Source organism: Rhizobium sp. P44RR-XXIV (assembly GCF_001999485.2).
Lineage (GTDB): Bacteria > Pseudomonadota > Alphaproteobacteria > Rhizobiales > Rhizobiaceae > Rhizobium.
The window spans coordinates 48565-73348 of sequence record NZ_MPVZ02000027.1 but is presented as its reverse complement, the minus strand read 5'-3'; the positions used below and the strand labels follow the sequence as shown (position 1 = coordinate 73348).

The window sequence follows — 24784 nt, the reverse complement described above, 5'->3', positions numbered from 1 at the left end:
AACTCCAGGCAGGTATTAGGATGGGCCGCTCGCCTAGGCGGCTCCCATAAGCATGGCCTTGTGATCCCCTTGGATGATGTCGTCCTGGAGCCTTGACGCCAGGCGCTTCAGGTCCCGCTTTGGCGGCTCGCCAAACATGCGCGCATATTCACGGCTGAACTGGGATGGGCTTTCGTAGCCGACCTGGAATGCGGCAGCTTCGACGTTGACCGCGCGGGAAACCATCAAGCGGCGCGCCTCCAGAAGCCGAAGCTGCTTTTGGTATTGCAGCGGCGAGACGGATGTCAGTGCCTTGAACTGGCGATGGAAGGCGGAGACGCTGATCTGGGCGATTTCCGCCAGCTCGTCGATGCGAACGGGCTCCGCAAAACGTTCGCGCAACCAGCGCATGGCCTCCAGCACCCTCTGCGAAGGACTGTTCGCCAAAGCCATGCGGATGATATCGCCGCCGTGAGGTCCGGTCAGGAGCCAGTAGCAGATCTCGCGCATGATCACCGGGTAAAGCGTCGGGATTGCCTTTGGCGTATCGAGCAAACGAACCAGGCGAAGCGCGCAATCGGCAAGCGGGCCTTGAAAATTGGTGACGAATACGCCGCGCCCTGTATCTCCGCTTGCCTTTGGAGGCTCATCCAGGCTTTCGGCCACGCTTCGCATGATCACAAGGTCAAGCTCGAACGCCAGGACGAGGCATGGCTTATCCGGACTGGCTTCAGTGACGCGTCCGATCGACGGTGCCTCCACCCCGACGACCAGGGCTTCGCCTGCCTTATATTCCAGCTTGTTCTCGCCAAAGCTCGCCCATTTGGCACCCTGAGCCACGATGCACATGGCTGGCTGCGATACCCGGTGGACGGGTGGCTTCGGATGGTCGGAGCGAAGAATGGCCATGCTGTCGATCGGCGTGAAGTAGGGACTCATGCCTTTCTTGCGATCCGTATAGTCCAGCATCGCCGCCGCCAGTTCCTCGAGCATGCTTTTTATCCTCATCGCGCCAAGCTCGCACCATAGATCCATCAGCAGGAATAGGCAAGAAACAGGATGGTTTCGGCATTCAATTGAGGCTCCGCTCCTGCCTATAATCGACCATTGGCCGGATATAGGAGCCCATCATGACATCTGAGAATTCAACAGGATCAACCCAAAAGATCGCCATCATCACCGGCGGCAGCCGCGGGATCGGTCGCAGTACGGTGCTGAACCTCGCAAAACGCGGCGTCCGTTCGATATTCACCTACAAGTCAAATCAGGCAGAAGCCGATAGGGTCGTAGCACTTGCCGCCGAAGCGGGCGCGCCGGCCATCGCCCTGCAGCTGGATGCCGGCAACGCCGCGGAATTCGCAGGCTTCGTCGAGAGCGTTCGGAGCGCTCTCGCAAAAATGGAAGCCGACCGCTTCGACTATCTCGTCAACAATGCCGGCACCTCCTCTGCCGCAACGCTGGCAAACGGCACCGCGGCCGAGATCGACGCGCAGTTCAACATCCACTTCAAAGGGGTCTTCCTGCTCACCCAGGCGCTGCTGCCGCTCATCAATGACGGCGGCAGGATCGTCAACATCTCATCTGGGCTTGCCCGATTTGCTCTGAATGGACGCGCCATCTACGGGCCTATTAAGGCAGCCGTGGAGGCTCTCACCCGTTACATGGCGCTCGAATTGGGTCCTCGCCGGATCACCGTCAATGTCGTCGCGCCGGGGGCTATCGCCACCGACTTCAGCGGCGGCATCGTCCGGGATAATCCGCAGGTCAACCAGATGGTCGCCGATCATACGGCGCTCGGGCGCGTCGGTCTGCCCGACGATGTCGGCCAGGTTATCGCCGGGCTGCTGTCCGAAGAGTTCGGTTGGGTCAACGCGCAGCGCATCGAAGTGGCTGGCGGCGTTCATATCTGACACCTTGAAAAGAGAACATCATGACTTTTCCCAACGACAGGGCCTACATTGTTACCGGGCCGACTTCGGGCATCGGTCGACATACCGCGCTTGAACTTGCCAAGCATGGAATGGTCGTCCTTGTCGGCCGCAACCCCGCAAAGCTGTCGGAGGTAAAAGGGCTCATCGAACAGCGAGGACAACAGGCCGCGTCCGTCGTCTGCGACCTGTCGGAACCTGCCAGCGTCAAACGCGCGGTTCAGGAGATTGTCGCCCTCAATCTTCCGATTCAGGGCCTGCTGAACAATGCAGGTATCATGCAGCTAAAGGCGACGAGGAATACACTCGGCTGGGACACCACCTTCGCCACCAACCATCTTGGCCCGTTTGCACTGACCGAAGCGCTTCTCCCGTATCTGCCCGACGGCTCGAACGTCGTCTTCATCGCGTCCGGCGTGGAAGATCCCGAGCGAAAGCCCGCCAGGGCGGCGGGTTTTCGGGGTGGGCGCTACATTTCCGTTGAGGCGAGCGCGCGGGGAGAGTGGAAACCGGATGGATCGAAGATGCTCGGCGCTGACGCCTACGCCACCTCGAAACAATGCAATCTGGCAACCGCCTATACGCTGGCACGCGAGAACCCGCACCTTTACGTCAATGCTTTGGAGCCAGGCTTTAGCCCGGGCAGCGGACTTGGTCGCGACGCCAACCTCTTCCTGCGTCTTCTGATGAAATACGTCCTCTCGCCTCTCGCGCCGCACATCAAATACTGGAGCACTCCGAAGCTGGCAGCCCGCGAGGCCGTAAAGGTACTCTTGAACGCGGGAAAAGTGACCGGCATCTACTTCGACGAGGTCGGCAAGCCGATGCTGGGGTCGGTGCAAGTGCGGGACATCGCATTTCAGGATCGCGTCGTTGCGGAAACCCGTGATTTCCTAGAGAGCATTCCGGCTTAGAGGTGACGGCCGCAAGGGTCATCTCATGGCCGATTCCGGGCATTTATTGGCTGAACCTTGGGAGCCGATCTTTTGCTGCAGATAATAGAAACGTATCCCGCTCCCCACTGATCTTCCTGCGCGTAAAGCTGGAATCGGAGATGCATGTCACCCGGCAGCTTGACCAGTTCGGCGGAGCGAGACATCGAAGGGGACAAGGCGGCACACCAGAGCCCCTCTGGTGATATAGTGCCATTGAAGCGGACGGCAGCACTGGTCAAGTCACCGCGCGCGCTCGAGCGCAAGCACCTCGTGTGGGCCGTATTCTCTGTTTGGAAAGCGCGCCGCAGCCAACTGCCGGTTCTTCCGGATCGGCCGGAAACCATCTGGAGCGTGTCCGACGAAACCAGCGGGGGGCACGGCCTCGTCGGACGCTGCAGTTGCCGGATCGGGGGTGGCATCCAACCCGGTAGCTCGAATTATATCACTACTTTAGGTATATCTAAGCTACCCAAACGGGTGGTTTAGGTCACGAAGCAAACCACCCAGTTGGGCATGCCAACAAGTTGTGGACTGGAAACGATGCGCCAAGCCATCAATAGATGGCTGGATCAGATAAACAGGGCCGTCGAGCCTGCACTGCCGGCCGGTGGCTGCATCATTGTGTCGTCACCGGAACCCGCCGAGGCAGTTTGGGACGCCGCCTGTTTGTCGGCCTGCATATCGCGTTTGGCCTTGTCGAGAAGCGCCTTGATCTCCGCCAGTATTGCATTGAACTGGTCGACGATCTTCTGATCGTCGGATGAGAAACCGGAGCCTGTGCCACCATCCTCGGCCATGGCATGATAGGCGAGTTTGGCCTGCTTTGCCTCGACGCCATCGGGGCCGTCCGTCTTGCCGTCATTCGTCTGGCCGTCATTCGTCGTGCCGGCATCCTTGGTGGCGTTGGACTCGGTATCGTCCGATGCCACCGTGCCTGCTTCTGCGCTGGCCGCCGCGTCGGCGACGGGGGCACTTGGCGCCGTGGAAGACGCGCCGGCAGCTCCGATCGCCTGGGAGAATTGTTGCGCAGCGGCGCCCACCGAACGCGCGAGTTCCCCCGCGATCCTGGCGATGACTTGCGGCGGGAAACCATAGCGCTTCAGAAAATCAAGTTCCTGCTTCGCATCTTCGATCTTGCTCAGAGCTCGGGATCTGGCATCTGAGCTTGAGCTCAGGAGTATCTGGCTCGGATCCTGGCGCTGCTTCTTGATCTCATCATTCGCCGAAATCAGGCTGTTCGACGTTGGCGACGTCGACACCGATTGGATTTGCATTGCTACCCCCGCTACAATTTGCAGGGGTAGGCCTATATGTTGCGACTTGCCCAGAGCTGTAGGCGGATTGAAATCGCGAACTTCCCGTCCAATGTTGCGCACGGAGTGCGATCAGCCCATTTGCAATCACAGGAGCGTATTAAGTAGCGCTCAGCCTCATCACAAGCTCGGGGACGACGCTCTCCGTAAATGGCGCCGCGTCCGGATTTGCAAATCTTCGGTCGATGAGATCAACCGCCTGCCGGGCCATCAGGACCGGATCCTGGCGAAAGGTCGTCAGGCGATAGCTCAGCCAGCTGGCTTCCGGCACGTCATCGAACCCGATCACCGCCAGATCGTTCGGGATGCTCAATCCCAGTTCGCTCCGCGCAAAATCCATCAGCCCAAATGCGATCTGGTCATTGACGCAGAACACCGCCTCCGGGCGATCGCCGTTGCACAGCAATTGGCGTGCCGCCTCAAGTCCGCCCGCATAGTCCGTATTTTGCCCCTTGGCGACGACGACAGTCGCTCCCAGCGCTTTTCCCGCTTGCACGAAGCCCGCCTCGCGCTCGGTGATGCTCGGCGTGCCGGAATGCGACCCGGCTATCCCAAGAAGGCGATGACCGCGCCGCACAAACATCTCCGCCGCCGTAGCCGCTGCAGCCGTATTGCCGACGCGCACCTGATCCGCTCCCGGCTCTGACCGTCCGATCGCCACGATCGACTGGCCGTTGCGATGGGCAAGGTCGACGAAGTTCTTCGGCGTCGATCCCGAGAGGATGATCGTCGCCTCGGCGCGATGGCCGATCAAGGTTTTCTGTGCCGCGAGCAGCTCTTCTTCCGTCTGACCCGTGTTGATCAGGATCGGGATGCTGCCTCGCTGAATGAGGGCCTTGGCGAGCGCCGCGGCAAGGTGGGCGCGAAAGCCGAGTTCCGGATTGGTGGCGACGATCCCGACCAGCCGGCTGTGGTTGTTGAGCACCGCTCTCGCCAGGTCGTTCACCTGATATCCGAGATGCTCGGCCGCGCGCATGACTTTGTCACGGGTCAACGGGGCCACGCTGGCGCCGGGGGTGAAGGTTCTGGAGACTGCCGATCGGGACACGCCCGCCAATCTGGCCACGTCCTCGGCGCTGACAAAGCGCCGCTCCCTCTGCCGTTCTTCGCTTTCGCTACTGCCCAATATCAATGACCCACTCGTGAAAGGACGTCCGACTTGAGGAACCTCTCTACCATCAGCATGAACAGCAAGGAAGGAACGAGCAGCAACAAGGCTGTGATCGACGCGATCTGATAATTCCCGCCTGATGCGGCCGTATAGAGGAGCAATGGCAGCATGTTGACGTCGGGGGCGCCGACGAAATAGCTGCCGGTAAACTCGTCCAGACTTTCCAGAAACACGAATATGGCGCTGGCCATCAGACCCGGTGCGGCAAGGGGCAGGGTGATATCCCAGAATGCCCTCAATGCACCTGCGCCGACGGAGCGGGCCGCCTGTTCGAGCTCGATCTCGATCGCAGAGAAAGAGGCCGTGGCGATCCAGACGGCGTAGACCAGTCCATGGGAGACATGAACCAACACCACGCCGGGAATGGTCCCGTTCAGGCGAAGCTCGTAGAAAATCCGCGCGACGTTGACATAGATCGTCAGATTGGGAAAGGCCTGCGGAATGAGGAAGGCAAGCAGGATCAGCCCTCGCAGTGGCAGCTTCAGGCGCGCCAGCGCGTAGCCTGCAGGGATTGCCAGCAACAGGGAGACGATCACGGTCAGGACCGCCACAACAAGCGAGTTGACCAGCGACTCCGTCGCACCACCACGCGGCGCGAAGACGCGAACCCACGAGCTGAAACCGTATTGGAGGGGGAGCGCGTGGGGGAAATACCACTTCTCCGCCACAGTCCACAGCAGCAGGTTTGCAATCGGTCCGAAAATCAGGAAAGCGATCAGACCGAAGATGATGCCACGCGGCACCCACCAAAGAAGGCTTAGTCGAGCCTGGATATTTGGGCTGATGAGGGTCATGCGCGTGCCTTCAGATTTTGGCGCAGGTAAATCCATGCGACCGAGCATGCGAGCACCAGCGAAATGATCCCGAGCGCATTGGCGACGCCATAGTCGCCATAGGCATTGACGCGAAAGGCAATGTCAGCCGTGAGCATTGTCGGCGACTGGGCATTGATCATCATCGGCACCGAAAGTACGGACATCATCGTCACGAAGGAAAGAACAAGCCCGACCGTCAGCGTGACGGCGACCTGCGGCACGAGAATCTCGACTAGGATACGCAGCCGTCCCGCGCCAAGATTGCGCGCCGCCTCGATATTGTCGCGACTGATCGAGGCCATGGCGCCAGCGACCAGCATGGCGACGAAGGGCGTCTGTTTCCAAACGAATGCGAAGACGATACCCCGCCAGTCGAGAAAGCTCGTTGTATCGATCGGCGAGATCAATCCAAGACTGACGGCCGTGCTGTTCATCAACCCGCTCTTCGACAAAAAGGTCCGAAGTATTTGCCCCACGACGATGAATGGAATGAACAGGGGCCACCGATAGAGCCAGCGCAGGATGGCTATCGCCAAGGGATTGCCGCCAAGCGTCAGATAGCCGCCGATGGCAACAGAAATAATCCCGACCAATGCCGATGAAAGGCTGACGATCACGACTGTGAACAGGATGTCCTTGGCGTAGAGATCGAATGCCTTTTGGAAATTGCCAAGACCATAGTTGCCGCCTTCAAGCTGAAAGGCGCCGATGCCGGACATGACCATGGGCAGGATGAAGAGAAGCGCGATCACCGTCAGCGCCGGCAGCACAAGCAGCAATCCAATCATATAGTTTCGCATCGGCAGCTCGTCTGACTAGTGTGGAGCTCCCCGCCATCTAGGCGGGGAGCAGGCATGCAACGTCGGTTACTTCACCGAGTTCTCGTAGGCTTCGAGAATGGCGTTGTTGTACTTGGCGATCGGAAAGGGCTTGCCCTTGGTTGCCAGATCTTCCGGCGAGATGTCCACGAACAGCTTGTTCCAGGTGGCCTCGTCCAGCTCAGCCTTTACGCGGGTCGCATCGATGCCCGGATACCAGTTGAAGCGCTTGACGATGCCATCGGCCTGGACCTTCGGGCTCGTCGCGAGCGCCACGAACTTTTCAGCCAGTTCCTTGTGGCCGGTCTTTGCCGGGATGACGTAGTGCATCGGCTGACCGGGCATACCGGGCGAGGGCAGGAAGAGTTTCAGATCCGGCGGCAGCTGGCCGCTGGCCTGCCAGCTGTAGAACATGTCGACCCATACCGGGCCCATGGCGATTTCGCCACGGCTCAGGAGATCGAGCGTTCCGGCGTTGCCCGGCGTCAGCGTCGCATTCTTCGTGAAGTCGGCGAGGCTCTTGAAGGCGCCGCCCCACTTCTTGGTCTCTTCTTCCTTGTAGGGACCGACCATGAGGTTCTGGGCATCGCCGTCACCGAAGGCGTAGACCCAGCCCATGACGAAGCTTACGCCCGAAGCGCCACCCTTGATGCCGTTATAGCCAAACTGCTTCGGATGCGCCTTTACCCAGTCTGCCAATTCCGAATAGGTCTTTGGCGGGTTCGGCACCATTGCCGGGTTGTAGGCAATTGCCGTCTGGCTGTTGAACATCGGCATGACATAGCCGTCGACATTGGCGCCGAGTGCATTCTTGGCGTTGTCGCGGGTGACGAACGTGCCAGTGTCGATGCTGCCGCGATACTTCTCGAGATAGCCCTTTTCGACCAGCGGGCCGGCGAACTTCTCATGAACGACAGCGACGTCAACGTCCCAGACAGGGCTTTTGGCGGCTGCCTGAGCATCGAAACGCTCGAGTATCTTCTGCGAGCCGGCATCACCAGGGCCAGTGCCGACGGCGCGAACCGTGTTGCCGGGGTAGGTCTTCTCAAACAACGGGCCGAGGTACTGGTTGATGTAATCAACCATGTTCTGGTCGCCTGCGGTCGCGACCGTCAGCTCCTCAGCTTTGACGGGGATGCTTGCAAGCGCCAGCGCGAACGCTGCATAAGCCAATCTTTTCATGAACACTTCTCCATTGTTCAGGTTAAGGCCGTGGGGGTCGATATTCCCATCTGCTGCTGGTGATCGGCCGGCTTTGGCCGATCACGGCTTGGGAAAAGAAAAAGCGCTTGTGGCGCCACATGCACGATGACTTGTTCGCCAGGTTCGAAAGCGCGATGTCCGTCTGCCAGAATTTCGTGCTCGCCGACGCGGACCGAATGGCGCCAGTAGCCGCCGGGATAGGTCGCGGTGGCGACGGTGCCCCTGAAGCGGATACCGTCATCGGGGCAGGATTCCGTGATCGAGAACAGACGCGCGGCCTCAGGGCGAAAACGCGCTTCCACCTCTCCATCCGAAAGCGGCGAGCACCGCATTGGAATCTGAGCCGTCTCGTTGATCTTACTCTCGGCGATGACGAACGTATCCGCCTTTACCACACCGCTAAGCGGCAGTGAGTTCTCCGCACCCATGAAGGCGGCAACGAAGGCAGAGCCAGGCTGGTTGTATACCTGTTCCGGCGTGCCGTTCTGAGCGATGCGACCGGCATCGAGAATGATGATCCGATCGGCGAGCACCATCGCTTCTTCGCGATCATGTGTGACATGGATTGCCGTGATACCGAGGCGCTTCTGCAGCACGCGCAGTTCATGCCGAACCGTCAGACGAATTCTTGCGTCCAGATTGGAGAGCGGCTCGTCGAGCAAAAGTATTTCCGGATCGACCGCAAGCGCGCGCCCGAGTGCCACGCGCTGCCGCTGACCGCCGGAAAGCGCTATCGGCTTCCTCGCTCCCAGGCCCTGAAGACCCAGAAGGGTCTCCATCGCAGCAACTTTCTCGGCAATCCCGGCTTTTGACACACCCTTGAGCTTCAGCCCATAACCGATGTTCTGATCGACCGTCATATGCGGCCATAAGGCGTAGGACTGGAAAACCAGCGCCATGCCGCGCTTGTCTGGTGCAAGGCCGGTCACATCGCGATGACGCACAACCACACGTCCGGCAGACGGGTTGACGAAGCCTGCGAGTACCCGCAGCAATGTCGTCTTTCCGCATCCAGAAGAGCCCAGAAGAGCGACGAACTCACCGCGTTCAATACGCAGGTTTATGTCCGACAGGACGGACGTCGAACCATACTTGCTCGCAATACCGTCAAGCTCCAAAAACGCGCCCTGATCCAAGAAAACCCCCATTGCACAGCCGTGCATTGCCTTCTGAGGGTTCAATATAGGAGCTCCTTAACAGGCAAATGACATCGAATGGAAAATGGCGGCGTCGGCCGTAAAGGCTTCTACGGCGGCAAATCGGGGCCGGTTACTCCTCGAAGCCTATGCCTGCTGGAGGTGAGGCCAAAGAGCGCTCCCTCATGCCGCTCATACCGAGATCACGGCACTCCCCGCCTGATACCAGAAATCGTCTATTGCGCCGAAATGAGTGAATGGTGGGTTGAGCTGGCATCCGGCAGCGGTTATCTGGTGCCAACCCCACGAGGGCTCTCCGCGAACAACAAGGTGCATTCCGGCATGAATCCATATTTCCTCGTCACCCATTCCGGTGGCTTCCATGCCGATGAACTGCTGTCGAGTGTCATCTTGACCCGGCTTTTCCCGCAGGCTCGCATCGTTCGCAGCAGGTCGCCGGAATGGATTACGCCCGGTGCAGACCGCATCATCTACGACGTCGGCGGAAAATATGACGCAGCCGAACGTATCTTCGACCACCATCAGCGTGGAGCGCCGCTCCGCGACGACGGTCAGCCCTTCAGTTCGTTCGGATTGATCTGGAAGCACTTTGGGCGGGATTATCTTGCCGCCTATGGCCTTCCCGCAAGCGATATCGAATTGGTACACGCTTCTTTCGATACGAAGTTCGTGCTGCCCGTCGATCTGGTCGACAATGGCGCGCTTAGCCCCGCCGTTGCAGGGCCATTGGCCGGGCTGACGCTGCCCGCCCTGCTTGAAACCTTAAAGCCTGTTTTCGACGAGACCGATCCTGAGGCCGAGGATCGCAGCTTCCGCGACGCGCTGGCCATCGCCCGCCATTTCGTCGAGGCGAGGATCGGACAAAGCGCCGCAAAATTGCGGGCCGAGGCGCTTGTGCACCAGGCCATCGTGAAAACGGGCGAGGGGCGTGTCCTCGAGCTGCCCATGGGAATGCCGTTCCGTCCCGCCATCATGAAGGCTGGTGCCGATCACCTGCTGTTCGTCGTTCACCCGCGGGAAAAAGATTGGTGCCTGACCGGCATTCGCCGCGCCGAAGAGGGGTTTGAGCTGCGGGCTGATCTGCCCGCCGCCTGGGCTGGCCTCACCGGCGGCGACCTGGAGGCTGCCTGCGGGGTGGAGGGCGCAACCTTCTGCCACAATGGCCGGTTTATCGCCGCGGCGAAAACTCGTGAGGCAGCGCTCACCATGGCCGAACTGGCGGTGAGGGAAGCAAGAGAGGCTGCGGAATAAGCAATTTCACTCGCAGGGTTTAGCGGCTGCAAGCCTCTTCATGAGGCTGCAGATGACGCCTGGCGCGGCGAAGGGCTGGCGACGGTTCGGTTACCGCACCGAGTTCGCGTGGATCTCGGCAACATAACCGCCGGGGAATTCGACCATCGCAGCCTCACGGTCGTCGGAGCTATAGGCGTCGACGAGGACCTTAGCTCCGTTCACCTTGGCCTTGCCGAGCGTTGCTGCGAGATCCGGTACTTCGTATCCTGTCGTTTCATGGCCGTAGGGGAACGGCAAATGGCCGTCCGTCACCAGCACGGTGATTTTTCCGAAGACAGAGTCGATGCGGATACGGCGGAACGTATCGTTGGGGCGCCCAATTTCGACGCCGGCCGCCTTTTTATCCTCGGAGACGACCTTGCCCTGCGAGAAGGCGAGGAACGCCTTGACGAAATTACCGGCGGCATCCGGCGACACATAGACCCGGTTCTCCGGAATTTTATCGAAAGCCGCATAATCGGGTTTCGCCGTATGCCAGTACAGCTGCATGTTGACGCCACCCGGCCATTGGATGACCGCATCTCGCCCGATCGGATCGGGAAAGGGCTCGACGACAACCGAAGCACCGGCCGCTTGAGCGGTAGCGACGGCTTTATCCATATCGGTAACGAGATATCCGGTTCGCTCGGCACCAAACGGATAGGGGATCGGAGTCTTGAAGCCGAAGAGCGAGACGCTGCCAACCGGTGTCTGCAGGAGTTGCGAGGTCGTGCTGCTGGATGTCGGCGTCACCGTGACGACCACCTGCTTGGTGCTGGTGCCGCCGAAGGTGCCGAGAAAGCTGCTGACGAAGCTGTCCACCTTGTCCGGATCGACATAGACATGGGAGGTGTCATATTGCGAACCGACACCGACCTGCAGATGTGCGGTCCGGGCGAGTGCCGCATTAGCCGGCATCAAGGCAAGAGCGGACAGAAGTCCGATTGTGTAAGTGTAACGCATTCGCATGTCCTAAGCCCCCATCGTCCTTGAAACATTGTGATCGAGATCGCGCGAGGCTACCAGCGGGAAGTCGCCGATGAGACAGACATATTTCAGCTTGTGGGAAAGCGGTTACATTTCGAGATTTAAAATGGCATTCAAGGGCAGCGCGGTCTCGATCAACGGGGTTATACCTACCATGAACTCCATGCTCAGATGTTTGACCATACTGGTAGCATCGCAACTCGTTTTTCTGCCCGTAAAGGCCGAACAACTGAAGGATGTAACCGGTCAAAGCCTTGATGCTTGTCTGCAAGACCCCAAAAATGGTTCGACCGGTGACCAGACCGCGTGCGAGACAAAAGCGCTTGCCTCTTATGACAAGCGGATGAACCTAGCCTACTCGAAGCTTCTGAACGAGCTGCCAAGCCGGGCCGGGCAAGATCTAAGGGCCGCTCAGCGCGGCTGGATTGCATATCGAGACATGGAGGCACGTGCTCGAGAAAGCCTTTTTGCCACCACGCAAGGAAGTATGTACGCCCCCATGGAGGCCGACGCCGCGACCGATCTGACCAGAGACAGGGCTTTGCTGCTCGAAAGTTATGTGCGCGTTCTGGATATCGATAAATGAACATGCCGGGGCAAGCTCCCAATCGCATTACTCGGCTCTTGCTGCTTGCCGCTATCGCGCCGACTCTGTGAAAAGGAGGCTGGATATGGTGATAGCGGTGGGACGGGCCTACCGCTATCGCTTTCTATGCTATTTTGACACCGACAGCCTCTTGCAATCGGTGGTCGCACCTCCTCTTACGGAAGCCTTGATTTGAGGGAAACGTTGTCCCTCTTTGCTTCCGTCCGGGGATGCCATGATTAGTTATTCAGCGCGCCGCCGATGATCGCGCCAAGCGCGAAGGCGGCTGCCGGGTACCAAAGGCCGTCCTTGTTACGACGGTAGCCCGGACGCCGATCGCGATAACCCCGATAGCCGTGATAATAGCCGGGGCCATCATTGCCGCGATGCGGACCCCATCCGCGGCGACCCGCGTCGCGCGGAGGCAAGTTGCGATGAGCCTCGCCGGACCTGTGATCACGATGATTGCGTGGCCATTCCTGGGCATTTGCAAAGGGTGCGGAGAGCATCGTGCCGGCAATGGCGACTATGAAAAATTTCTTCATTGATTCGTTTCCTTGTCATTAGCAAGGAAACCTTATTATTCAAAAGATGAACACAACGTGAAGTATAAGACTATCCTGCGCCCGGCAATCTGACGATGGCCTTTGCAACATCCAGCGCTGCTGGGAAGTTGGTATAGCCGACAGGTTGGATGTTCGCAGTGCCTTTTTCAGCCTGCATCTATCGTCGCCCGCCCGCTCGTCAGATCCCTTATATTGCCAATAACCTGCTCGGCAACAGACGTTGCTACCGTCACACCAAGAATGGCTCCCGAGCCTGTAAAACTCTCATCGCTAATCTGAACGCCTGATTGCGCGAGAAGTCTTGCCTTTAACAGGGCAAGGTCCGAAAACGACACGCTGATCGTCATCGCTACTGTCGGAACAATTTCCCTCGTCTCTGCTGCCTGAAGGCAGATAGTGGCAGTCCCTCCATAGGCGCGGATCAATCCGCCGCTTCCCAAGAGCGTACCGCCAAACCAGCGCGTCACGACCACTGCAACCATGTCCAGTTCCAGGCCATCGATGGCCTGGAGAATAGGTTTGCCTGCCGTGCCGCTCGGCTCGCCATCGTCACTGAACCGATAGCTCTGTCCGATACGCCACGCCCAGCAGTTGTGATTTGCATCGGTAGCCGAGTATTGGGCGACAAATTCCTTCGCTGCCTCCGTGCTCACGACAGGGGCCGCGGTCGCAACGAACCGGCTTCGCTTGATTTCCTGGTTAGCGGTTGTGATCGAAACGATCGCAAACATGAGACTTCCTAGCTAATTTCAATGAGCGTTGGAAAGCAGGTTAGCAGTTCCATGGGTGTCGTGCTAACGGTGGCTGCCGACGGTACTGCTACACGTGAGAAGCCGTCCTATGGAGAATGAGACAGTGACAGATTTTCTTGAAAAATGGTCTTCAAAGAAGGCTGATAAACCCAAAGCAGGAACAAAGACCGTTATTGATACCTTCCGCTCCAGGGTGGCGGAACAGAAGGCATATCTGGAAGAATACGAGCGGGATGCCGCCGGCTTCAAAAAATGGCGTTCCACTTGGTTCCAGCGTGTACCGGGCGGCTTCGGTGTCAGCATCGGACGCGACTCGGTCAATGCCGGAAAGGGCTTGAGCTATGTCGTGGTAGAAACCCTCAAGGATGTAGCAGAGTTCCTCGACGATCTCGCGCACCATGCAGAGAATGATGCCGGCTTTCAGCAGGCGCTCGAAGAAAATCGCAAGCGCCGCGCCACATTGTTGAATGCGGCAAAGACGGCAGGGAAGGGTATTGCTCCGAAGACGGCTGTAGCAAAAGCGTCCCGGGCGAAGTCTCCTGCAACAGCTGAAAGCGATGCAAAGCCGAAAAGAGGCCGCAAGCCGAAGGCAGAAAACATAGCTTAGTAACCTTCGACGAGGCTTAAGCGGGTTAATACGGATGAGAGGCCGAAGTTTCTAAAATGATGCTTCGGCCTCAAGCATGTTTGGCCGAGCGTGATATTGAAGATGCAGCTCGGCCGCGAAAACACTTTCTGCCAAGGCATCCGCCCGCGAATACAACTACGGATATGCGCAACTCAACAGATGCTGCACAGCGACATCATCATGGACGGACAAAAGAAAGATCTCACTGGTTCTTGAATAGACAAGTGCACGCCCAGCTTCTGAAGTGCGTCCCTGATGTGGATGCGATTTCCCGGTAGTCGTGCTTCGCGTCGCCACTGATACCGACGAGTTAAGCACCACTTCTAAGCAATATCAACTTCTGAGTTCAATCAAGGGATCATCACAAGCGATGCTGAATACATTTCCTATCCAGGCTAGTCATCCGACCGGAAAGGCCGGCGATATCGCGAGCAATGCGCTGTGGATCGATCTCGTTAATCCCTCCGTTGAGGAAGTAGCAAACGTCGAAAAGCTCGTCGGCGCAAAGTTGCCATCCTTGGGTGCGCTCAGCGAGATCGAAGCATCCAGCCGTCTCAAGAACAAGGATGGTATCCTTTACATGAGCACGCCGTCTGCGGCACGGCGCCCTGAAGGCGCGCAAGCTACTCCGCCGCTGGGATTCGTATTGTCAACCGACAGGCTCGTCACCGTCCGATTCATGCAATTGCCGACCTTTGATGCGGTTGCGGGCAAATTTGCGCCGGCCAGGACGCTCCCAAGTCGAGCATTGAAGTGTTTGCCATGCTTTGCGAAGAGATCGTGGATCATGTCGCCGACATTCTTGAACATCTGGCCGCGGAATTGAATGGACTGTCGATAGATGCCTTTCGCGCCGATGATCCCCGTGGCCGCCATCCTGCGCGAGCCAATCGGGTTCTGCGCGGCCAATTGCGTCAGGTGGGGCGCCTCGGCGATCGGCTCTCGGAGTTGCGCGATGGTCTTCTGGGGCTTGCGCGTGTCATTGCATACGCGGAGCAGAATGCCTGCGATTGGGCGGGTGGGGCGCTCAGGCCACGCGTCGTCAACCTGCGCCAGGACATCCATTCGCTATCGGATTATGAAGAGCAGCTGGCCAACAAGGTACAATTCGTTCTCGACGCTCTTGTGGGCCTGATCGGCATAGCGCAGAACGACGTCTTCAAGGTTTTGACGATCGTCTCGATTGTCGGCATTCCGCCGACTTTGATGGCCGGTGTCTATGGCATGAACTTCAAGAACATGCCGGAATATGATTGGGCCTGGGGCTACCAATACGGTTGGGCGGTGATCATCCTCAGCGCCATCATCCCGCTGGTTTGGTTCAAAATAAAGGGCTGGTTCTAGAGCTGGAATTCTGTCCCCTTCGATGGACGACCTACATGAGCACGACTTTGGGAAACTCTGCGGCCAGATGATCGATGAAGGCGCGCACAGAAGGCAGCAGGCCTTGTCGATAGGGGATCAGCGCCGTGAGTGTGGAGTCGCCGGCAAGCCAGTCGGGGAGAACACGGTGCAATTGGCCTGAGCGCAGCTCGTCGCGGCAGATGTAGCCGGGCAGGGCGACGATCCCGAGGCCCGCGATCGCTGCCTGCTTGAGGCCAACCATATCGTCGCTCAGAAGGCGCGGGGTGAGGGGCATCACCACTTCGTCGGTACCTTCGCTGCTGTGGCTGAGACGCCAGGTTGGAGAAACCCCGGTCCGCATCATGAACAGTGATGGGTGCCTGGTGAGATCCTGCGGCGTCTCCAATCCACCATGGGCATCGAGGTAGGCGGCACCGGCGAAGAGAAACCAGGGTGCTGGCGCCAATGTCCGCTGCACCAGCGTCGAATCCGGCAAAGGCGCCGAATGAGCGCGGATCGCAACGTCGAAATTCTCCCCGACAATATCGACGGTCTGATCCGTCGCATGGCCGACGACGTTCACTTTCGGAAATCGGACAAGGAAATCGGCGACCATGTCGCGCATCGCAAACTGCGTCGTGGCCAGGCCCGCCGTAAATCGCACGGTGCCGGTCGGCTCGGTCAACCTATGGCGGATCGCCGTCTCTGCCTGCTCGGCCTGCTGCAGCATTCCAACCGCGTGCCGATAGAACTCGCTGCCGGCGTCAGTCATGGCGAAGCGCCGCGATGTGCGGTTCAGCAACCGAACGCCGAGCTCCGCCTCGAGCTGAAGGATGCGATGGCTCAGCGTGGATTTGGGCATGCGCAACGTACGCCCGGCGGCGGTGAAGCCGCCGCGATCGACCACCTGAACGAAATAGAAGAAGTCGTTGAGATCGAGCATGCCCCCTCCATCGTCCAATAAGTAGGACGCTATGTTGCGACATAGCCGACTTCTTAGACGAAGGTCCAGCGCATAAATTCCATTCGTCGCCGGCAAACAGGCGCGACCCCGGGTGCAGCAAAAGTGCTGATCGGGAACTTTACGGAGGCATCATGGAACGGCGTCAGTTCCTCCAGGCTGCAGCAATCGGAGCAGCGACCACCATCATCGGAATCGCGCCTTCGCTTGCCGCCGCATTTCATCCACGCCGATTACAGGAGAATGCAATGACCGACCAACTCCGCCCCTATGAACCACTGACCTCTGACAATGCAGCGCTCGTCCTCGTCGACCATCAGATCGGCCTGATGACAGGTGTCCGCGATTTTTCGACCGGGGAGCTGAAGCACAATGTCGTCGCACTGGCGAAGGCCGCCAAGGCGCTCAAACTTCCGATCGTCGTCACCACAACGGCACGCGACAGCATGTGGGGACCGACCTTCCCAGAGCTGGTAGAGGCATTGCCGGGTGCGCATATCATCGACCGTTCGTCGGTAAACGCCTTCGACGATCCGGCCGTCGCAAAGGCCATCGAGGCGACCGGCCGCAAGAAGCTGATCTTCGCCGGCATCTCTCTCGAAGTCTGCGCGGCATTTCCAGCCATCACCGCGATTGGCAAGGGTTATGATTCCTATGTCGCCGTCGATGCATCGGGGACCTTCAGTGAGACGAAGCATGAGGCAGGTCTCCTGCGCATGCTGCAGGCCGGCGTCATTCTTTCGGATTATGCGACGCTGATGGTCGAAATCCTGAAGGACAATGGGCGTCCTGAAGCTGGTGCTGTTTATGAAGCCCTCGATATGCCCTGGGCTAAGCTCGTCGGCCAGATCGCCCAATCCCACGCCAAGTAGCAGGTCGCGTCATGACCTCGCTCATGACGCACGCTCGACCAATGGCGGAGACGGAGATCCGTCTCCGCCATCCTCTCGAAGCACCCATGCTTCGAAAGACCTCCTAGCGATTGAGCGCTTCAGGATTGATGACGTTGATCGGGGAACCCGCCGCAAAGGCATTGATCTGATCGAACACGTCTGAGAATTGGAGGTCGAACTCTTCCTGCGTGACGTAGCCTATATGTGGGGTTGCCACGACATTCGGTAAGTTGATCAGCGGATCGGCTATGTCGCGCAACGGCTCGGTTTCGAACACGTCGAGCGCCGCCATGCCGGGGCGCCCAGCCTTCAATGCTGCGACCAAAGCTCCGGGCTCGATCAAGGGCGCACGGCTTGTATTCACGAGGATCGCGGATGGCTTCATCAATGCGAGGTCAGCACCGGTAACGATCCCGCGCGTAGCCGGCACCAGCCGCATATGGAGCGAGACAACGTCGCAGGAGGCGAAGAATGCCTCTTTGCTTTGGGCAACGGCCCAGCCCTGGCTCTTCGCGCGGTCGCGAGACGCATCACGCGCCCAAACAAGCACTTCCATGCCAAAAGCACGGCCATAGCCCGCGACAACCTCGCCGATGCGGCCCCAGCCATAGATGCCGAGAACTTTTCCTCTCAACGTGTGGCCAACACCCGAAATCCATCCGCCGGCCTTGAGCGAAGCAACTTGCGCTGGAAGCTGACGGGCAGCCGCAAGAACAAGCGCCCAGGTCAACTCGGCCGCCGCATAGGACGGTGTGTCGGAATGCATGTTGGAGCAAAGCAGCACGCCGTTTCGTGTGCAGCCGGGAACGTCGACATGCGGATAGACACTGCGCTGGCTGATCAGCCGGAGCTTGGGCAGGCGATCGAGCAGGGAGCCTTGAATGCGGGAGCGCTCACGGATCAGAACCAACGCCTCTGTCTCGGACAGGCGACGGACCAGTTTGTCCTCGTCTTCGACATGATCGTTCCAGATTTTGACGTCGTGACCACCGAGCTTGGCGAAACAAGGCAGATGCCGAAGCGTATCGTGCCAGTCATCGAGAATTGTAACCTTCATGACTGCAATGCCAGCACTTTTCTTCCCGCCTCCGTCAGCACGACGGAATCCTGTTCGCGCTCGACAAGGCCGAGATCCACCGCATCCTCCCAAACGGGCAGGCGCGGGCAACTCGTCCGCCAGGCGTCCATGACTTCACGGTACGGCCGGGGGCCAGCTTTCAGAAAAACCAACAGATCCACAACAAGGGTATCGGGCACTTCCACGAGAACCTCCCTGAGTATTCAAAGAGAAATCTATACCTTTGGGCGATTATTGTCATGCTACATCCCGGCAAATTCATTGCATCGCCTTGCAATTGGGTTGCATGTTCCCGAATAGCCTAGGTGTATGAAAACCGGAGCCTGGGGCATTTCGCAATATTGATGGTCCGCAACTGATTTTGACAAACAAACGGGCTGATCTAGCCAAAAGTCTATCGAGCTCCCGCATGAGCTGATCGCGAAAATCGAAAACTCGTTCCCCGGCATCGTCGCCACCGTCGGAACTCCGGCCTCGGATACACAGATTTTCTGTGTGTGTTTACACACATTGGCTCGGATTAACCTAGAACTTACCCGTTAGCCCGACGACGAGCTTGTCAAGCCGCTCTGCCGTATCTTCGTCGCGTCCACGGGTATAACTGGCGGAAAGCGCGATGTGCCCATCCTCGTCGAGATTGTACCATGTCGAAAAATCGAGATTGTAAAAAGGCTTGCTCGACATGACTTCCTCAGCCCATTGATAGGTAATTCTTCCATAGAGGCGCGAGAGAGCAGTTTTCTGTAAGAACGCGGGCTTGAGGAGGAGCGAGACTTGCCCCCCGAGCCGCAAGTCGTCCCTTTCCCCCGAAAAGGCGTCACCATGGTTCTCGAAGGAGTTTCCATAGATGGCAAACAATTCGGGCGTCAGGACATAAAGCAGATCAATGTCGGGAATTGTGCATGGGCGACCGATACAGCTGAGAGGGTTGTCCGGTTCGCGACGCAGAACCGGAAAGAATTCTGCTTTTACTTTCAGCGATGTCGTGTTTGCAACGACATCCCGCACTCCACCGGTACTCAACCGATAAAACTGATCAAAGCCAGCATAATCCGTCCCAAGTTCGGCTGCCACGCCGCCTATGTAAGTCTCCGAATCCTTTTTGGATCGGGCTGAGTGGCGATCCACATTAGCGCCAATGTAAGGGCCAATCGACCAGCCAGTATATCTTCCTCCGTAACTGCCGTCACTGAATGTCGAAAGGAATAGAACACCCTTGAAATTCAGTTCGTTATCATGTGCGACCCGATCCTTTGTAAAGGATACAGAAGCACCCTTGGACTTCGAAAGATTGAACCGATCTTCCCCGAAGAAGCCGAGATCCGTGAAACTGTCCCTCAGATATGCTGCGGTTCCCGACGAGTTCTTCTTTATGGCTTCCGCCTTTTTTTGGCGTTCCTTTGCCAAAGCATCTTCCAGCGCCTGAACGTTGATATGGCCATCCGAGTTCGTATACGGATCAAGTATATCCTGAAGGCTTTTGTCCGCTGCACTCACCGTATTCATCGGAATAATGAGGATCAAAACCGCGACGAAAAGCGCCCTCATTTAGCTTTCTCCAAATTCCAAATGAGATTTACGATGTCACCTATTGTCTGGCAGTCGACTATTTCTTTTGGAGTTACACGCGCCGAAGTAAATTGTGATTTATTAATGTCCCGGCCAACGTCGACGAGGGACTGCGACGTGAATTGAAGATCATCTCTCAAACTGAGATCGAGAGTAAAATGCTCTGCAGGATAATGAAAATAATCTGAGAAATATTGTTGAACCCACGTAATTATTTGCTGCCGTCGTTTTTGCACCATAGATTGTCTCTCGATGTCTGAGGTATCTATGTATAAAACTTAAAACAATTTTAATATATTTTGTCGAGTGGAAAATGCTCGTTTAGAGCGAATTTTTCATTTGGCGAATCGCCTCAAGGTGACGTTGTCTAACTTGGGCAGCCAGACACGGTCGACACATAAGTAATCGCCTCAAAAATCCAACATCCGTATTCTCAAAGCGCACGCGATCCTGCTGTTCTGGGCGGCATATACCGCGGAGGAGGAGGCTTCAGCTCCGCTTCTCTAAAAGATGGAATCACTGGCATGTCGCACTTGGAAATAGAATGGACCGTGCTCGCAAGATTTATCAGATAATATGTATTATGGAATTAGTACATCTCGATCCAATCATAACTTATGCATCCTTCAGAGGCTCCGCTGAGGCATGAATTCCAGCCCTTTCCTCATCATTCTCACAGCTGGCTGCGAGAGATTTCTCCACACGAGGCGTCTGATGCAGAGACAACGAAAGCGAATGATCTAGCCTGAGATACGCCGCGCTTCCCTGTAAGCGAGTAATACGCGTGTCGGCAACGACTCTGCGCAGACACGCGGCTTGATCGTCGGCTTCAATACGACACGCCCGATCATCTCTTCCGCCTACGGGCCACCGGATCGCAGATCCTTCGGTCTTCATCTCGATCTGCGCAACCGCATTGACCTTTACACCCCTGTGCCGTGCCGGCGATCTCCAATTCAATTTTCGCAGGGATGCTCTCACGTTAACGGCTTAGCGCCCCTAAAGGCATGGTGGCGACATCATCAAACTTACACGTCATTCTCGTTGTCGCCACCATCGTTCTCCTGCGTGCGTTGTTGCGCGAGCCGTTGGCTATATTTCCTATTTCCATTCAATCTGCGTGGGTCTGATGAGGGGTCGAATACCGGTCAACAGGCTTGAACTCTTCGAAGCCTGACGATAGGCGCGGCGCAAGGAACAGGAACGTAGCTCCTCCCGCAAGTCACGAGCCGAACGATTGACGAGGCTAGCGATCTTAAAGCCGGAATACTTGCGATGAGCCAGAGCATGGCTCTTGCCCATCTGGCCGCGGCCGACCGCTAGAACCTCGCGTCTTTACGTCGTTATTCTGACAATCTCCCAGTCATGCGATGCGGCGAGCGGCAGCGATCTGGCTGGCGCCGATGCTGGCGAGAGCGACGCTGAACAGGGTCGGATTGGTGGCGGTCATCGTGGGAATAACGCCATTGCCAGCGACATAGAGGTTGTCGAAGCCCCAAACCCTGGAGTTCCTGTCGCAGACGCTGGTGCCATCGTCGCGTTCGCCCATGCGGATCGTGCCCTGATAATGCAGCGACGAGCCGACGGGCTGCACGAAGGTAGCAAAACCGGGGGCCGGGCGACCGATAATGGCGGAAATCCGCTGAGCCTGGCCCTTGGCCTCTTCCAGGCGCGCCTTGTCGCCTTCCGACTGACGCCAGTGGATGGAAATAGCGGGCAGGCCGAGCCAATCACGGCGATTGTCGTCAAAGGTGACGCGGTTATCGGCGCTGAGATCTGAGGGCACGAAAACACCCATGCCGACCGGCTGGCCACTCATTTCGCTGGCATGCGGCATGCTACGCAGGCTGGCCGGGGCGATGGTGACCGAGAAGGGAAGATCACCGGTGGCCGGAATCCAGCTCATCGCGGTCATGGGCACATCGGTCTGCATCTCTGTGATCTGCGAGACGATATAGTGGTCGTTGATGTAGCGGCCGAGCGCTTCGGGACGGATGTGCGAAGCGTAGAGCAGCTGCGGGGAGTGCAGCGAGTCACAAGCAACAACGACCGTGCCGGCGGCGACGATGAAAGCTTCTTCCGAACCGGAGCGCGAAAGCTCGACACCCGTGACATGGCCATTTTCATGAATCACGCGGCGGCAGGCGGTTTCGGAGAGAATATAAAAGCTTTCCTCCGGTTCATCGACGAGGTTGCCGAGCACGACGTCGGTGCCGTGGTAGCGCAGGCCATGGGGACCGGGCGTCGCAGCAAGCGGCATCGGCTGGACGAAGCGATCGGGCGTACGACCGCGGTTGAAGACCTCGGCCAGGCGCTCGCGCATGGCGATGGCTGCAGCATCGCCGGCGTGTGGATCCTTGTTGGTGCCGAGCAGCTTTGCTGACACGGCCAGAGCATTGTGCATCTCGTTGGTCGGGATGAAGGGCACCAGTTCGATGTCGGATGGTACCGGCGTACCAGTCGACCATTTCGTGCCCATGCCGCCGACATTGGCTGCGGAGAAGCCGGCAAAGAGGTTTTCATCCTGGGCGTCGGCGTCGTTGGCGATGAAAAGTCCCGAGCGGCGCAGCAGCGAATGATCGAAGCCACCGGCTCTGCGGGCTTCCCACTCTTCCTTGTTGATCGGCATGCGCGGGCTGCGGTCGCCGCCCTGGGCGTGTACTTCGAAGGCCGCGCGCTCCTCGGGATCGACGATATTGTCGAGATGTGCGCCTTTTTGCGGCAGAATCTGCGGGCCGGCTTCAACCATCAGAATGCGCGCTTCCGGCCAATTATTCCTGATGACACGCGCATAGGCCGAGCCGGTCGGGCCACTTCCGATGATGACGACGTCGGCAGACTGACGAGACATTCCTGCTATTCCCCATTGTTAAATCAATTTGATTTTAGACAAAGATGTATCGTAGCCGAAGTCAACAGGGATTGTTAAGTTGTCGAACAAAGTTTTGATGACAGCGCTCGAGGAGAGGCACGATGAAGATAGGTTTGAGTTCATACAGTTTCCGTTCGTTGATGCAAAGCGGCGCCATGCAGATCGAGGATGTCTTTGCGTGGGTCAACGAACATGGCGGCGATCATGTCGAACTGGCGACGCATTCCGTTGCGCCCGAGGGGCAGGACCTGCAATATGAACTCTGCGATGACACACAGATGGTGGAGAGGCTGAAGGGCGCATCGCAGAAACGCGGCGTGCCACTTTCCGGTCTCTGCACATCAGGCAACTTCATCGATGACGGCCAACGAGCATTCCAGCTTGGCCGGCTGAAGCGCTATGTCGAGCTCTGCGACAAGCTCGGCGTCCGCTTCCTGCGCCACGATGTCGTGCCATGGTCGCTCCGTGCGACGGAACAGGGCCAGTTCGAAGCGGCTTTCCCGGCAATCGCCGAAGCCACCCATGAGCTTGCTGCGCATGCCGGACGCTATGACGTGACCACCAGCGTCGAGGATCACGGCTTCTTCATGAACTCGAGCGAGCGGATCAGGCGGCTTCAGCATGCCGTCAACCTGCCGAACTTCAAGCTCACCGTCGATATCGGCAATTTCCTCTGCGTCGATGAGAATCCCCTGACGGGGACGCGGGCCTGCCTCTCTCAGGCAAGTTTCGTCCACCTCAAGGATTTCTATGTACGCCAGACAGCGCCCGGCGCGGACTGGCTGAAGACGGTCGGCGGTCAGGCAATCCGCGGCGCGGTCTTCGGCTATGGCGACCTGCCTGTTCAGTCGATCGTCGAAGACATCGTTGCCTCAGGCTATGACGGCTTCGTCTCGCTTGAATATGAGGGCAACGAGCCGGCGCAGTTCGGCTGCGAAACCGGCCTGAAGAATGCGAAAGCGATGTTTGCAGCCGCTGCCGGCCGCTGAACATTGCTAACCAGGCTAGAGCGCGGCGATACGGTCGACGCGCTTCTTGAGATCGGCGAGGCGATGTCGGTCGCCTCCCGGCACCTCGATGGAGCCCCAGCCGGAATAGCCGATATCAGACAGGGCCTTGTTGACCGCAGCCCAATCGCAGTCGCCCTCGCCCAGCTCGACATCGAAGCCCTTCCATGGGCCTTGGCTGTTCATCTTTTCGAGGCTGTATTCCTTGATATCGATCTTCAGGATGCGCTTGCCGAGCGCCTCAATCCAATGTGTCGGCCGGCCGTAGCGCAGAACATTGCCGACATCGAAATACCAGCCGAGCTTGGGATGGTTGAAGCGATCGATGAAATCCGACGCCTCGAGCGGGCTCAGCAGAAAGTCGTTCCACACGTTTTCGAGTGCGATCGATACACCGCTCGCCTCCGCAGCGGGCAGGATCTTGGCGATTTCCTCGCCGGCTCTCGCGTAAGCGGTCTTGTAACTTGTACCTGCATTGACGACGCCGGGAACGAGCAACACTGTCGTGGCACCATAGAGCTTTGCATCATGAAGCGACTTGATCATCGAATCGACGCAAGCCTGGCGCGCCGATGAATCCGGATCCGTCAGCGGACGCTTCCAGTGCACGGCATTGACGAGGCCGGGGATATGGAGCCCGGTCTTGTCGCGGGCATTCAACACCTCGTCGAGCGGCAAATCATTGGGCGAGTCGAGCTCAACCCCATCATAACCGAGATCCCGCAGGAGCTGGAACTTCTCCAGGATGGAAAGCGAAGGCTCCTCGACCATGCCCCATTTCAGGCAGATTTTCGCCAAGGGGCGAGCGGAAACGGACAAAGTGGACGGCTTGGCTGGTTCGGTCATCGATGGATCTTTGCTTGCTATGGGCGGGTACGCGGCGGAACTATGTCAGCCAATATAAAGCCGATCAATCGGTTAAAGGACGGGATAAGCTAGATTTGGTTGAG

General features: G+C 58.1%; 24 protein-coding genes and 1 pseudogene. 9 read left to right on the top strand and 16 right to left on the bottom strand.

Annotation, left to right across the window (positions count from 1 at the left end; translation table 11 throughout):
* Positions 1-33: 33 nt before the first annotated feature.
* Positions 34-972 (bottom strand): AraC family transcriptional regulator, encoded by a 939-nt coding sequence (locus BSK43_RS12760; protein WP_077470558.1) that lies wholly within the window; start codon positions 970-972, stop codon positions 34-36.
* Positions 973-1109: 137 nt separating this feature from the next.
* On the opposite strand from BSK43_RS12760, the gene BSK43_RS12755 reads away from it, so the two are divergent.
* Positions 1110-1889, top strand: a complete 780-nt coding sequence (locus tag BSK43_RS12755) for an SDR family oxidoreductase (RefSeq protein ID WP_077470557.1) — start codon at positions 1110-1112, stop codon at positions 1887-1889.
* Between the two features lie 20 nt (positions 1890-1909).
* Positions 1910-2821, top strand: a complete 912-nt coding sequence (locus tag BSK43_RS12750; RefSeq protein WP_077470556.1) for an SDR family NAD(P)-dependent oxidoreductase — start codon at positions 1910-1912, stop codon at positions 2819-2821.
* A 590-nt stretch (positions 2822-3411) separates the two neighbouring features.
* Here BSK43_RS12750 and BSK43_RS12745 read toward each other — a convergent pair.
* The 6 genes from BSK43_RS12745 to BSK43_RS12720 form a co-directional block, all read right to left on the bottom strand.
* A complete protein-coding gene (locus BSK43_RS12745; RefSeq protein WP_077470554.1) occupies positions 3412-4116 on the bottom strand; it encodes a hypothetical protein in 705 nt (234 codons plus the stop codon).
* A gap of 139 nt (positions 4117-4255) precedes the next feature.
* Entirely contained in the window at positions 4256-5287 is a 1032-nt protein-coding gene (locus BSK43_RS12740) for a LacI family DNA-binding transcriptional regulator (protein WP_077470553.1), read from the bottom strand.
* Entirely contained in the window at positions 5284-6120 is an 837-nt protein-coding gene (locus tag BSK43_RS12735) for an ABC transporter permease subunit (RefSeq protein ID WP_077470552.1), read from the bottom strand. Before BSK43_RS12735 ends, BSK43_RS12740 begins: the two co-directional genes overlap by 4 nt.
* Complete coding sequence (locus BSK43_RS12730; RefSeq protein ID WP_077470551.1) at positions 6117-6941, bottom strand: sugar ABC transporter permease; 825 nt, start codon at positions 6939-6941, stop codon at positions 6117-6119. The genes BSK43_RS12735 and BSK43_RS12730 overlap by 4 nt, the downstream gene beginning before the upstream one ends.
* A 66-nt stretch (positions 6942-7007) precedes the next feature.
* Positions 7008-8141, bottom strand: a complete 1134-nt coding sequence (locus tag BSK43_RS12725) for an extracellular solute-binding protein (protein ID WP_077470550.1) — start codon at positions 8139-8141, stop codon at positions 7008-7010.
* Positions 8142-8158: 17 nt separating this feature from the next.
* Entirely contained in the window at positions 8159-9298 is a 1140-nt protein-coding gene (locus tag BSK43_RS12720) for an ABC transporter ATP-binding protein (RefSeq protein ID WP_246662556.1), read from the bottom strand.
* A gap of 342 nt (positions 9299-9640) precedes the next feature.
* Here BSK43_RS12720 and BSK43_RS12715 point away from each other — a divergent pair, with 342 nt between their 5' ends.
* The gene (locus BSK43_RS12715) at positions 9641-10570 is read left to right on the top strand and encodes an MYG1 family protein (protein WP_077470684.1); all 930 of its coding nucleotides are present in this window, start codon (positions 9641-9643) and stop codon (positions 10568-10570) included.
* 90 nt (positions 10571-10660) lie between these two features.
* Here the strand turns inward: BSK43_RS12715 and BSK43_RS12710 are convergent, their stop codons facing one another.
* Positions 10661-11554, bottom strand: a complete 894-nt coding sequence (locus tag BSK43_RS12710) for a glyoxalase (RefSeq protein ID WP_136686888.1) — start codon at positions 11552-11554, stop codon at positions 10661-10663.
* A gap of 130 nt (positions 11555-11684) precedes the next feature.
* On the opposite strand from BSK43_RS12710, the gene BSK43_RS12705 reads away from it, so the two are divergent.
* A complete protein-coding gene (locus tag BSK43_RS12705; RefSeq protein WP_077470548.1) occupies positions 11685-12164 on the top strand; it encodes a lysozyme inhibitor LprI family protein in 480 nt (159 codons plus the stop codon).
* Positions 12165-12412: 248 nt separating this feature from the next.
* On the opposite strand, the pseudogene BSK43_RS35395 reads toward BSK43_RS12705, so the two are convergent.
* Positions 12413-12709, bottom strand: a pseudogene (locus BSK43_RS35395) (BA14K family protein); the annotation flags it as partial.
* Between the two features lie 167 nt (positions 12710-12876).
* Positions 12877-13461, bottom strand: a complete 585-nt coding sequence (locus tag BSK43_RS12695) for a YigZ family protein (RefSeq protein WP_136686886.1) — start codon at positions 13459-13461, stop codon at positions 12877-12879.
* Positions 13462-13585: 124 nt separating this feature from the next.
* Here BSK43_RS12695 and BSK43_RS12690 point away from each other — a divergent pair, with 124 nt between their 5' ends.
* The 3 genes from BSK43_RS12690 (at position 13586) to BSK43_RS35650 (ending at position 15454) form a co-directional block, all read left to right on the top strand.
* On the top strand, positions 13586-14089 hold the full coding sequence (locus BSK43_RS12690) for a hypothetical protein (protein ID WP_077470683.1): 504 nt from the start codon (positions 13586-13588) through the stop codon (positions 14087-14089).
* A 301-nt stretch (positions 14090-14390) separates the two neighbouring features.
* Positions 14391-14936, top strand: coding sequence for a hypothetical protein (locus BSK43_RS35655; RefSeq protein WP_246662555.1), 546 nt, complete (start codon positions 14391-14393; stop codon positions 14934-14936).
* The gene (locus BSK43_RS35650; RefSeq protein ID WP_246662554.1) at positions 14891-15454 is read left to right on the top strand and encodes a CorA family divalent cation transporter; all 564 of its coding nucleotides are present in this window, start codon (positions 14891-14893) and stop codon (positions 15452-15454) included. Before BSK43_RS35655 ends, BSK43_RS35650 begins: the two co-directional genes overlap by 46 nt.
* Before the next feature lie 31 nt (positions 15455-15485).
* Here the strand turns inward: BSK43_RS35650 and BSK43_RS12680 are convergent, their stop codons facing one another.
* A complete protein-coding gene (locus BSK43_RS12680; RefSeq protein WP_077470546.1) occupies positions 15486-16397 on the bottom strand; it encodes a LysR substrate-binding domain-containing protein in 912 nt (303 codons plus the stop codon).
* Positions 16398-16663: 266 nt separating this feature from the next.
* Between BSK43_RS12680 and BSK43_RS12675 the strand changes: the two genes are divergently transcribed.
* A complete protein-coding gene (locus BSK43_RS12675) occupies positions 16664-17287 on the top strand; it encodes an isochorismatase family protein (protein ID WP_077470682.1) in 624 nt (207 codons plus the stop codon).
* Positions 17288-17390: 103 nt separating this feature from the next.
* On the opposite strand, the gene BSK43_RS12670 is transcribed toward BSK43_RS12675, so the two are convergent.
* The 4 genes from BSK43_RS12670 to BSK43_RS12655 all read right to left on the bottom strand — a co-directional run bounded on the left by BSK43_RS12670 (position 17391) and on the right by BSK43_RS12655 (position 22806).
* Complete coding sequence (locus BSK43_RS12670) at positions 17391-18365, bottom strand: D-2-hydroxyacid dehydrogenase family protein (protein WP_077470545.1); 975 nt, start codon at positions 18363-18365, stop codon at positions 17391-17393.
* Positions 18362-18571, bottom strand: coding sequence for a hypothetical protein (locus BSK43_RS12665; RefSeq protein WP_246662553.1), 210 nt, complete (start codon positions 18569-18571; stop codon positions 18362-18364). The genes BSK43_RS12670 and BSK43_RS12665 overlap by 4 nt, the downstream gene beginning before the upstream one ends.
* A 340-nt stretch (positions 18572-18911) precedes the next feature.
* Entirely contained in the window at positions 18912-19934 is a 1023-nt protein-coding gene (locus BSK43_RS12660; protein ID WP_077470544.1) for a hypothetical protein, read from the bottom strand.
* Between the two features lie 1384 nt (positions 19935-21318).
* Entirely contained in the window at positions 21319-22806 is a 1488-nt protein-coding gene (locus tag BSK43_RS12655) for a GMC oxidoreductase (RefSeq protein ID WP_077470542.1), read from the bottom strand.
* A 122-nt stretch (positions 22807-22928) separates the two neighbouring features.
* On the opposite strand from BSK43_RS12655, the gene BSK43_RS12650 reads away from it, so the two are divergent.
* Positions 22929-23816: a sugar phosphate isomerase/epimerase family protein gene (locus BSK43_RS12650; protein ID WP_077470541.1), complete on the top strand. Its 888-nt coding sequence runs from the start codon at positions 22929-22931 to the stop codon at positions 23814-23816.
* Between the two features lie 15 nt (positions 23817-23831).
* Here BSK43_RS12650 and BSK43_RS12645 read toward each other — a convergent pair whose 3' ends face one another.
* Positions 23832-24680 carry a sugar phosphate isomerase/epimerase family protein gene (locus tag BSK43_RS12645; protein WP_246662552.1) on the bottom strand — a complete coding sequence of 283 codons (849 nt, stop codon included), beginning with the start codon at positions 24678-24680 and terminating at the stop codon, positions 23832-23834.
* Between the last annotated feature and the right edge of the window lie 104 nt (positions 24681-24784).